This is a genomic window from Streptomyces sp. NBC_00503 (assembly GCF_036346895.1).
Taxonomy (GTDB): Bacteria; Actinomycetota; Actinomycetes; order Streptomycetales; family Streptomycetaceae; genus Streptomyces.
Genome location: NZ_CP107855.1, coordinates 6,442,108 through 6,452,992, shown reverse-complemented (window position 1 = coordinate 6,452,992; position 10,885 = coordinate 6,442,108). Strand labels below are relative to the sequence as shown.

Genomic DNA, 10,885 nt, shown 5'->3' with positions numbered 1-10,885 from the left:
GGAAGGGGATCACGCCATTGTCCGCGACAGCATTTCCAAGACAAAGAGACCAGACAAAGAGGCCGGACAAAAAGGCCGTCGCCGTCACCGCATACGCTCCCCCGTCGCGGAATACTGTCAGTGCCGGGTCGATATTCCGCCCCGCACGACGCCACCTACCTTCGGCCTTGAGAGTGGCTGGAGTCAAGCGTCTTCGGCGGGCCGCCGGCCCGGCGGGTTCTGTCCCGTCGACAGGACAGAATTTCGCGGCGTGAATGATCGCTGCACCCCTTCCCTCCAGTGGTATATGAGCCATTCTTCGCTGTGGACCTGCGGGGCATTTCGATGGAGACGGCGTCCCGGGACGGTCTAGGCGCCCATCAGGCCCATCTGTGTCAGGTACGCGAACTGCGCGGGCAGCTCGGCGACGAGGGCCTGCGCGGTGTCCCGTACCGCCGCGAATTCCTGGCACGCGGCCGCGCCGTCGACCAGCTCCAGGGCCGTCGACGGACGCAGCCGGATCGCCCCCGTGCCCAGCAGTAAGCAGGCGTAGGCGTGCGAGGGCAGCCCCTGGTGGTACGGCGGGGCCTGCTCCCCGCCCGGTGGCCGCACCCGCCAACGGGCGATGCGCTCGGCGAGCGCTTCGGGCACCGGGCGGGTCTTGACGTCCCGCCAGTACTGCGTGTGATCGCGCGCGGCGCCCTGGTAGTACAGCGTCTGGAACTCCTGCGCCCCGTCCATCATCCGGCTGACGGAGTCGTTGTAGCTGTCCCGCAGCTTCGGGTGCCAGTCGGCGGCCGGGAAGTGCCGCACCAGCTGTTCGAGTGCGTGGTGCACGAAGGAGGCCCCGGTCGCCTCCAGCGACTCGGCACCGCCGAGCGCCCCGATGCCCACGCAGTTGCGCTGCCACGACTTCAGGCCGCGGCCGAGGTCCAGCCGGGAGTGGACGGCCTCGGTCCCGGCCGCCTCCGGACCCGCGAACTGGCGCAGCGCGCGCTCGGCCTCCTCGGGCGTGCAGTACTCCTGCGCGTACGCGTATCCCGCCGCAATGCCGCTGAGCAGCGGGACCGTCCGGATCCAGCCCGCCCCTCGCGCCGTCACCGTGGTGTACGGAGGGATGCCGCGCGCCTTCATGTCGGCGGGGACCCGCAGCGTGACCATGTTGTCGTTGGGGAGCGTGTCCTGGTAGGAGAGGTAGGGCACCTTGAGCGCCTTGTGCAGGAGCACTCCCCGGTTGCCCGTGCAGTCGACGAACAGGTCGCCGCGGATCTCTCCGTGCTCCTTCGTGACCACGTGTTCGATCCACCCCCGCGCGTCGAGGCGGACGTCCAGGACCTCGTCGGCGAGGTACCGCACACCCCGTTCCACCGCGTACCCGATGAGGTAGCGGGCGAGCGGCCCGGCCTCGAAGTGGTAGCCGTAGGGGACCGCCGCACCGCCCTGCCCGGCGGGTGAGCCGACCGGCCACCGGGGACCGCGCCCCGCGTCGCACAGCCGCGCCGCGACGAAGCAGTCCCGGTCGAAACGCCCGCTCGGCCCGTTGTGCAGCCACCACTCGGTCAGGGGGAAGCCGTCGACCTCGCGCACCTCCTCGAAGGGAAGGTAGAAGTGCCGGTCCGGACGCTCCCAGTCCTGCAGGCGGACGGCGAGCTTGTACGTGGCATTGCAGGCCGGCATCCAGTCCTCTTCCGCGAGGCCGAGGAAACCGAAGAAGCGCGGGATGTCGGAGAGGGTCGTCTCGTCGTGGCCCGTGGCGGACCTGCCGGACTCGTCGTCGACCAGCGTGACCGAAATCCGATCACGGAATGCGGCCTTCAGATACGCGGCGGTCATCGAGCCCGCGATGCCTCCGCCGACGATCACGACCTCTTCCGGGTTCCGGATATTCACGACAACACCTCAGTTATTGCTTTCATTTGTGACACAATCCCTCTCCATGTCCGGGCGGCCACTGTGACATTCGGTTCCATGTGACCCGTACAGCCGCGCTGTCTCCGGTAATCACCCGATCTCGGCCGAAACTTGCCGCCTTATCGAAGCGACGGATGTCCTGCTGCCAGGACACCTGGCGGGCTGAGGACTCAGGGCGCCGGGCTGGCCAAGGGCGGGCTGGGGTGGGGATGATGACAGAGCCGGTGATTCCCGGACCACCCCGCGAAGGAAGCGCCGAGGAAATCCGCCGTTTCTCCTACGGCATCCGGATTCAATTACCCCGAACGAAGGGCACCCGATGCACGGGAATCCACTTGATGTGCAGTCCTATCAGGCGGCGGAACGGCTGCTGCGGCACCACCGCAAGGAACTGGTCCTCGGTGACAAGGTCACACCACGGTGGATCGGCGACGGCGCCCGCTTCTGGTACACCGTCAACACGGCGGCCGGAAGGCGTTACGTCCTCGTCGACCCGAAGGCAGGTACCCGGCAGGAGGCGTTCGACCACGAGCGGCTCGCGGCGGCGCTGGCGGCCGCGTCGGGACAGGCCGTCGACACGACGGCGCTGCCGTTCTCCGCGATCCAACCGACCGCCGAGGCCGTCGAGTTCGACGCCTTCGGCGAGCACTGGCGGTGCCATCTGACGGACTACGTGTGCGAGAAGGCCGAGGGAGAGGCCCCCGGCAACCCGCTCGCGGTGGCCGCCCCGGACCGCAAGCACACGGTGTACCGCGCCGGGCACGACCTGCGCGCCCGCACCCTGGACGGCGCCCGGGACTGGGCGCTGACGTCCGACGGCTCCGAGGACCTGGACTACGGCGCCAACCCGGACTACCTCATGTACTCCACCCTGCTGACGAAGCTCGGACTGCCGCACCTCCCGCCCGCCGTGGCCTGGTCCCCGGACTCGACGCGGGTGCTGACCCACCGCACCCGCCAGCACGGTGTCCGGCGCACCCACCTGCTGCGCGCCGCCCCCGCCGACGGCAGCGAGCCCACCCTGCTGTCCCCGCGCTTCGCCGTACCCGGCGACGAGCGGATACCGCTCGCCGAGTACGTCGTGGTCGACGTGGCGAACGGCTCGGTCACCGCCGCGCAGGCGGAACCGGTGGCGATGTCGATGATGTCGCCGGTCTTCCAGAAGTGGGCCTGGTGGGCCGAGGACGGCTCGGCCGTCTACTACTTGAGCCGGACCCGGGACGCCCGCACGCTGAGCCTGCACCGGCTCGACCCCGCCTCCGGCGAGGTGCGGACCATCCTGACCGAGTCCGGCCCGACCCGGGTGGAGCCCGCCCAGCAGCAGCTCCAGACACCCATGGTCAAGGTCCTGGGCGGCGGGGAGGAGGTGCTGTGGTACTCCCAGCGCGACGGCTGGGGCCACCTGTACCTGATCTCGGCCAGGACGGGCGAGCTGATCCAACCGGTGACCTCCGGCACCTGGGGTGTGCAGGAGCTCCTGCACGTCGACGAGCAGGAGCGCGACGTCTACTTCATCGCCTCCGGGCTGGTCAAGGAGGACCCTTACCGCCGGACGGTGTGCAAGGTCGGCCTGGACGGCTCGGGATTCACCCGGCTCACCGACGACGACCTGGACCACGTCGTCACCGTCGCGCAGAACGCCGAGTACTTCATCGACTCCGCGTCCTCGACCGGCACGGCCCCGGTGATCACCGTGCGGGACTGGACCGGCCGTGTGCTGGTCGAGCTGGAGCGCGCCGACATCACGCGCCTGGAGGCGGCCGGCTGGAGCCGGCCCGAACGGTTCCGGGTGACCTCCGCCGACGGCAAAACCGATATCTATGGACTTCTGTACCTTCCTCACGGATTCGACCCCGACCGGCGCTACCCCGTGATCGACACTCCCTACGGCCTGCCGACGGCCAACCGCGTGAGTCCCTCCTTCGACCCCGGCCACTACGGATACGAGGCCGAGGCGCTGGCCGCGCTGGGCTTCGCCGTGATCGCCGTGGACGGGAAGGGCTCGCCCGGCCGCAACAAGGCGTTCCACGACGCCTCGTACGGCAACCTGGGCGACGCCTGCGGTCTCGACGACCACGTCGCGGCGCTGCACGAACTGGCTGCCACGCGGCCGTGGATGGACCTGGACCGGGTGGGCGTCACCGGTATGTCCTCGGGCGGGTACGCCGCCGCGCGGGCGCTGCTGCGCTACCCGGACGTCTTCAAGGCCGGTGTCGCCGAATCCGGCATGCACGACTTCCGCCTTCTGGAGCCCGGGCTCGGCGAGGCGTACCACGGTCCCTTCGATGCGCAGGAGTACGCCGCCCTCTCCAACGCGGAGCTCGCCGACCGTCTCGAGGGCAAGCTTCTGCTGATCCACGGCGGCCTCGACGACCGGGTCCCGCCCGAGGTGACCCTGCGGCTCGCCGAGCGGCTGATCGCCCACGGCAAGGACTTCGACCTGGTCGTGGTCCCGGACGCGGACCACATCTACTTCGGCTACGAGCACTACGTGACCCAGCGCCGGTGGGACTTCCTGGTCCGCCACCTGCTGGACGTCGAGCCGCCCGCGGACTACCGGCTCCCGGCCGTACCGATCGACATGGAGGCGCTCGCAGAATTGTTCGGGTGACCGCCGGCGCGGCCGAGCGTAAAGAGAACCGGAAACACAAGCGGAAACAGAAGTAGAAACAGAAAAGGTGCCCTCGGCCCGGAATCCATCCGGGCCGAGGGCACCTTTTCGCTGTCCCGTTCGGCGCTATTCCACCAGAGCGCCCAGCGCGTCCGTCGCCCGACGCTCCCACATCGTCGCCCCGAGCGTCGAGAACCGCTCCTGCGCCGTGAGCAGGTTCCCGCGAGCCGCGTCGGGCCGCCCCAGTTGCCGGCACACCTCCCCGAGGACCAAGTTGATCTGGCCCGCCACCAAGGGCGTTCCGTTGTCCTCGGCTATCTCCAGCGCATCCGCCAGCGTCGCCTCCGCCAACTCGGCCTGGCCCGTGGCGAGTCGGGTCTCACCGAGCCCCAGCAGCGCGTGGGCGAGGCCGAGCATGTCGGACTTCTCCTTGACCATCCGCACGGTCCGCAGGAACGACTCCTCGGCCGGCTTCAATTGTCCCAGCGCGAGTTGGACCCGGCCGAGCCGGTGCACTGCCTGGGCCAGGGCCCGGGTGTTCTCCGCGCCCGTGCCCTCCTCGGTCCCGATCGCATCCAAGGCGAACCGCATCGCCGACTCCGGACGGCCCCGTTCGAGTTCGATCTCCGCCATCTGGTTCAGGATGTGCGCTTCGCCCACGAGGTCACCGCAGACGCGGAAGATCGGCAGAGCCTCCAGGGAGTGCTCCATGGCGGTGTCCAGGTTGCCCCGTTCACGGTCGATCATGGCCATGCACCGCAGAGTCGACGCCCGCCCTCTCTGGTGCCCCGCCTCCCCGTAGAAGCGCAGCGCCGCGTCGAAGTGCGGGACGGCCGCCTCCAGGTTGATCTCCATTTCGAGGGCGCCCAGGCTGTAGTGCATCGCCCCCTGGCCGAGCAGGTCACCGGCGGCGTGGGCGGCGGCCAATGCCTCGTCACAGCACTTGCGCCGGTCCTCGGAGTAGCTGCGGGTCGCGAGGAATTCCGTGGAGGAGATCGTCAGGTCCCAGGCGATCTCGGCCAGACCCATCCGGGCCGCCTGACGGACGGAGGCCACCAGGGCGAGCCGCTCGGCCTCGTACCACTCCAGGGGTGCGGCGAGCAGGTCGTCCATGAGGCTGGAGTCGATCCGCCGCCTCTGGACACTGCTGCGGTTCACAGGACTGTTGCCGACGGCCTCCCGCCGACGGGCGTCCTCGGCGATGGTCAGGAGCGTGCGCAGGAAACGCGTGGTCGCGGCCAGCCGGTCCGGCTCCGGCTCGTCCTGCCGAGCGCGCTCGGAAGCGTAGAGGCGCAGCAGGTTGTGGAAGCGGTAGCGCAGCTGGCCGGTGGCGTCGATGCCGACCACGTCGAGGAACTGGGCGTCGACGAGGGCCTCGACGAGCAGTTCCGCGTCGAACACCTCGTTGTTGAGCACCGCCGCGGCTGCCCAGGCGGTGAAGTCCGGTACGTCGAGCAGGCCGAGTCTTCTGAAGAGCCGGGCCGCCTCGTCGGGGAGGTACCGGTAGCTGAGCGCGAAGCTGGCACGGACCTGGGATTCGCCCTGGCTGAGCTCGTCGAGACGGCGGCGCTCGTCACTCAGCCGTGACACCAGGTAGCGCACCGTCCAGTGCGGTTTGGAGGCGAGCCGGGCCGCCGCGATGCGCAGGGCCAAGGGCAACCGGTCGCAGAGCTTGACCAGTTGGACGGCATCGGCACGCGCGGTGGCCACCTTGCGGTCGCCGACGATCGTGGTGAGCAGTTCGACGGCCTCCGCCTCGGACAGCAGGCCCAGGTGCACGCGGGCCTGGGACGGCCAGGCGACGAGGTCCTCCATCTGGTCCCGGCTGGTGACCAGGACGCAGCACTGTCCGCCGCCGGGCAGCAGCGGCCGGATCTGCGTGTAGGTGCGGGCGTTGTCGAGAACGATGAGGACGCGCCGGTCGGTGAGCAGGCTGCGGTAGAGGGAGACCCGCTCCTCCGGATCGGCGGGGATCTGCTCACCGGGTACGCCGAGGGAACGCAGGAACCGACTGAGGATCTCGTGGGCGGTGGCGGGTTCGTGCTGTTCGTCGTAGCCGCGCAGATCGGCGAAGAGCTGGCCGTCCGGGAACTGCTCGGACGCGCCGACGGCCCAGTGCGTGGCCAGACCGCTCTTGCCGATGCCGGCGGGACCGGTGATCAGGCCCACGGAGGAGCTGCGGTCGTCCCCGGCACCGGTCAGCAGGCTGGCCAGGCCGGCGAGCTCCTCGGTACGTCCGGTGAAGGCCGGTACATCGGGCGGGAGTTCGGAAGGGACTGCAGCTGCCGCCGGAGCCTGGCTCGACTTGCGCTCGACGACCGGCGGAGCCACGGGGGCGAGCGAAGGGTCGTCGCGCAGGATCGCGTCGTGCAGTTCCTGGAGGTCGGGTCCCGGTTCGATGCCGAGTTCGTCGATGAGTTGGCGGCGTGCGTCGCGGAAGGTCTCCATCGCGTCGGCGCGGCGGCCGGAGCGGTACTGGGCGAGCATCAAGTGGTGCCGGGTGCGTTCGCGCAGCGGGTGCTCGCGCACCATCGCGGCGAGGCCCGGGATGAGCTCCTGGTGCCGACCGAGTTCCAGGTGCACCAGGGTGGAGTCGTCGTACGCGTTGAGCCGGTGCTCCTCCAGACGCTCCGCCTCGTCCTCGATCGCCCGTCCGCCGACTCCGGTGAATGCGGGCCCGCGCCACAGTGAGACCGCTTGGGCGTATCCGTGGGCGGCTTCCGGGAGGAGTCCTTCTTGGGCGGCCTGCTCCGCTGCCTGGACGAGGGAGGTGAACTCCACCGAGTCGAATCGATGGCCTTCGGTGCGCAGGACGTAGCCGGGGTGCGCGGTGACGATGACGTCCTCGGCGATGCCCGCACTCTTGAAGATCTTGCGCAGGGCGGCGACACAGATGGCCACTTGGGTACGCGCGGTGGTCGGCGGGTTGTCGTTCCAGACGGCGTCCACCATGGCGTCGACCGGTACGACACGGCCAGGGGTGAGCAATAGCAGCGCGAGAATGGTGCGCTGGCGTGCACCGCCGAGCGGTACACCTTTTTTCTCCGCGGTCACTTCAAGAGGTCCCAAGACCTTGAAGCTGAGCTGTTCCCCCACCTCGGCCCCCTATTCAGAAGTCCTGATCTCCGGACGAGATCCAATCTAGGTTATCGGCCCGGAAGTGCGAGGTCGAAGCGCTCGCAGGGGGTTCGCCCGCATCGGGGAGGGCGGGGCGGGGCGTCGCGGGTCTACTGGGCGATGTTGGCCGGAGCAGCGGCAACGGGAGCGGGCGGGGTGACCGGGTTGACCGGGGCGATCCAGGGGGTGTCGTTCGCGGCGGCGGCACCGGCGGAGGTGATGAGCGCGAAGCCGGCGACGAGGGCGATGGCGACCGACTTGACCGAGGTCTTCAGGGTCTTGTTCATTTTCAGTCTCTTCTCTGTGTGGCGCGCCCAGTTCCCTGAGCTGCGGTTTCTCCGTCTGAGAAGAAAGTTAGAGAAGCGCGTTTTCGGGCCCTTATCGCTCCGGCATCGCCCGCCGAGCCACTTGTTAACGGCTGCCCCCGGGATCGATAACGGCTCCACCGGGGAGGTTTTCCACCCCGGTGGACGGAGGATTTCCTGCTACCCCGGCACCCCGGCCGCGGCGAAAACTCGTGGTGCGGCAGAGCCACTGCCGCGGCATGGAGGTGAAACCGCAATGACGCCGATCTCTGCAGCCGGCACCACGTCGGCTCCCACTCGAGGCGCCGATGCACCACAGACCACCGCCGAGGCCCACATCTGGTCCCTGCCCCCGCTGTCCCAGCCGTCTTCCTGGTTCGGACTGCTGGACAGCACGGAACTCATGCGCCTCTCGTCCTTCGCCCACGAACTCGACCTCGCCCGGTTCGTCACCGGCCGGATGCTCGCCAAGACCGCCCTCGCCTCACTCCTGGGCACAGGCCCCGAGGCCGTCCGGTTCCGCACGCGGTGCCCGGGGTGCGGCGGCCCCCACGGCAAGCCGCACGTGGTGGGCGCGGGGGCGGGATGGGAACTGTCCATCTCGCACTCGGGCGACGTAGTGGCGGTCGCGATCGCCCTGGGCAGCCCGCTCGGCCTCGACGTCGAACAGGGAGAGCCCTGGAGCAGCCCCGGTCTGCCACCGGAGTACGAGCTCGTCCTCACGCCCATGGAGCGGGCGACGATCGAGGCGCTCCCACAGGAACGGCACGCCGACGCCTGCCTGACGTACTGGACCCGCAAGGAAGCCGTACTGAAGGCGACCGGGGAGGGGCTCAACACGCCCATGACCGACTTCACTCTCTCCGGCCCGGAGGACCCGCCGGCCCTGCTGGCCTGGCATCCGGACGGCACCCGCCCGGTTCCCGCGATCGCCGACATCAGGCTGGGCGACGACATCCACGGTGCGGTGGCGGCACTGGGCGTCCGCTCCGTGTTGCCGACCATCCACAGCAGCGCCGAACTACTGCCCGGGCGCCCCTCGGTGAAGAGGCGGGCGCCCTCGCCATCCATCCGGATCCTCTCGACGGAACGACCGCTGTCAGGCAGCGCCGGGCGGGCGCGGTCTCCAGTCGCCGCACGGAGCTGACCGCCCGGCCGGCCGACCAGCCGGCTGGCCGGCTCTGCCGAAGGCCTCCCGCCCCCGAACCTGCCCGATTTAACGAGTCGATACGAACCCCCCGTATCAATAAGGCAGTTGAAAACACGGGCCGGGCCCAGGGACGCACCACGTCTGCGCAGGGCGTCCCGCGCCCCTCCCGCCCACCTCTTTCACCGACTCCCGAGGAGTACCCCATGCCGAAGATCACCTACGTGTCCGCCGATCAAATCGAGCAGACGTTCGATGTCTCCGTGGGCGCGACCGTCATGCGCGGTGCTCTCTCGAACGACGTCGACGGCATCGTCGGCCAGTGCGGCGGCTACGCCCAGTGCGCCTCCTGCCACGTCTACGTCGCCCCCGACGACCTCGACAAGCTCGAGCCGATGCAGCCGGACGAGAACGACATGCTGGACTTCGCCGCCTGCTCCCGCGAATCCAACAGCCGGCTCAGCTGCCAGCTCAAGGTCACCGAAGCCCTCGACGGCCTGACCGTCCGCCTCCCCGAGCGGCAGGGCTGATGCGTACATACGAAGAAGCCGCGCACGTCGTCGTCGTCGGCGCCGGGCAGGCCGGCTACCAGACCGCCGCCTCCCTGCGCGAGCGCGGCCACCGGGGACGTATCACCCTCATCGGCGACGAGGGCGTCCTCCCGTACGAACGCCCTCCGCTGTCCAAGGCGTACCTGAAGGGCGAAACGGACGAGACCCAGCTGTGGCTGCGGCCCGAGACGTTCTACGAACGCCACTCGGTCGAGCGGGTCACGGGCACCGCCATAGCCGTCGACCGGGACTCACGGACCGTCCGCCTCGCCGACGGCTCCGCCCACGGCTACGACCACCTGGTGCTGGCGACCGGGGCCCTGCCCAGGAACCTGCCGGTGACCGGCCACGGCCTGCGGGGGGTACGGACCCTGCGCACCCTGCGGGACGCCGACGCGCTCAGGAAGGGCCTGGTCGACGCGGAGCACGTGGTCGTCGTCGGCGCCGGGTTCATCGGACTCGAATTCGCCGCGGCGGCCCGCGGCCTGGGGCACGCGGTGACCGTCGTCGAAGGGCTCGGGCGGCCCCTGGCCCGGGTCACCTCGGCGCCGACGGCCGAGCACTTCACCCGCCTGCACGAGGAACGCGGCAACGAACTGCTCTTCGGGCAGGGCGTCGCCCGCTTCCACGACGACGGCGACGGACGGGTGGCCGCGGTGGATCTGACCGACGGCCGCCGGCTGCCCGCGGACCTCGTGCTGGTCGGTGTCGGTGTCACCCCGTGCACGGAACTGGCCGAGGGGGCCGGGCTGGCGGTCGCGGGCGGGATCGTCACCGACGCCCGGCTGCTGACGAGTGATCCACGCATCTCGGCCGTCGGAGACTGCGCGGCGTTCCCCCATCCGCGCTCCAGCACGCACCTGCGCATCGAGTCCGTGCAGACCGCCGTCGACCACGCCCGGCTGGTCGCCGACCGCCTCACCGGCACGCCCCGCGCGTACGACGACCTGCCCTGGTTCTGGAGCACCCAGTTCTCGACGACCTTGCAGATCGCAGGGCTCAGCCGCGGCTACGACACCGAGCTGGTCCTGGGCGAGGACTCCTCCTCCTTCTCGGTCCTGCTCTTCCGCGGGGACGAGCTGATCGCGGTCGAGTCCGTCAACCGCTCCGGCGACCACATGGCGGCGCGCCGGATTCTCGGCAGCGGCGTCCCGCTGACCCGCCAGGAGGCGCATGCCGCCGGTTTCACGCTCAAGGGGCACCTCAAGGCACGGTCGGAAGGAACGGTGCCGGTGGGTGTGTGAGGGGCGCTGCACGCACCGCA

Annotated in this window: 7 protein-coding genes; 4 read left to right on the top strand and 3 right to left on the bottom strand. The window is 69.9% G+C overall.

Annotated elements, in window-relative coordinates:
- Positions 1-348: 348 nt before the first annotated feature.
- A complete protein-coding gene (locus OG490_RS29560; RefSeq protein WP_330299311.1) occupies positions 349-1,869 on the bottom strand; it encodes a tryptophan halogenase family protein in 1,521 nt (506 codons plus the stop codon).
- Positions 1,870-2,230: 361 nt separating this feature from the next.
- Here OG490_RS29560 and OG490_RS29555 point away from each other — a divergent pair, with 361 nt between their 5' ends.
- The gene (locus OG490_RS29555; RefSeq protein ID WP_330299310.1) at positions 2,231-4,501 is read left to right on the top strand and encodes a S9 family peptidase; all 2,271 of its coding nucleotides are present in this window, start codon (positions 2,231-2,233) and stop codon (positions 4,499-4,501) included.
- Positions 4,502-4,627: 126 nt separating this feature from the next.
- On the opposite strand, the gene OG490_RS29550 is transcribed toward OG490_RS29555, so the two are convergent.
- Positions 4,628-7,555 (bottom strand): AfsR/SARP family transcriptional regulator, encoded by a 2,928-nt coding sequence (locus OG490_RS29550; RefSeq protein ID WP_330299309.1) that lies wholly within the window; start codon positions 7,553-7,555, stop codon positions 4,628-4,630.
- Between the two features lie 173 nt (positions 7,556-7,728).
- Positions 7,729-7,905 carry a hypothetical protein gene (locus tag OG490_RS29545; protein ID WP_330299308.1) on the bottom strand — a complete coding sequence of 59 codons (177 nt, stop codon included), beginning with the start codon at positions 7,903-7,905 and terminating at the stop codon, positions 7,729-7,731.
- A gap of 274 nt (positions 7,906-8,179) precedes the next feature.
- Here OG490_RS29545 and OG490_RS29540 point away from each other — a divergent pair, with 274 nt between their 5' ends.
- The 3 genes from OG490_RS29540 (at position 8,180) to OG490_RS29530 (ending at position 10,865) form a co-directional block, all read left to right on the top strand.
- Positions 8,180-9,070, top strand: a complete 891-nt coding sequence (locus OG490_RS29540) for a 4'-phosphopantetheinyl transferase family protein (protein WP_330299307.1) — start codon at positions 8,180-8,182, stop codon at positions 9,068-9,070.
- 206 nt (positions 9,071-9,276) lie between these two features.
- The gene (locus tag OG490_RS29535; RefSeq protein WP_330299306.1) at positions 9,277-9,600 is read left to right on the top strand and encodes a 2Fe-2S iron-sulfur cluster-binding protein; all 324 of its coding nucleotides are present in this window, start codon (positions 9,277-9,279) and stop codon (positions 9,598-9,600) included.
- On the top strand, positions 9,600-10,865 hold the full coding sequence (locus OG490_RS29530) for an NAD(P)/FAD-dependent oxidoreductase (protein WP_330299305.1): 1,266 nt from the start codon (positions 9,600-9,602) through the stop codon (positions 10,863-10,865). Before OG490_RS29535 ends, OG490_RS29530 begins: the two co-directional genes overlap by 1 nt.
- The last annotated feature ends 20 nt before the right edge of the window (positions 10,866-10,885 follow it).

Bases quoted from the DNA above. Each gene is read 5' to 3' on its own strand.
- OG490_RS29545 (WP_330299308.1), bottom strand. From the start codon at position 7,905: ATGAACAAGACCCTGAAGACCTCGGTCAAGTCGGTCGCCATCGCCCTC.
- OG490_RS29540 (WP_330299307.1), top strand. From the start codon at position 8,180: ATGACGCCGATCTCTGCAGCCGGCACCACGTCGGCTCCCACTCGAGGC.
- OG490_RS29535 (WP_330299306.1), top strand. From the start codon at position 9,277: ATGCCGAAGATCACCTACGTGTCCGCCGATCAAATCGAGCAGACGTTC.
- OG490_RS29530 (WP_330299305.1), top strand. From the start codon at position 9,600: ATGCGTACATACGAAGAAGCCGCGCACGTCGTCGTCGTCGGCGCCGGG.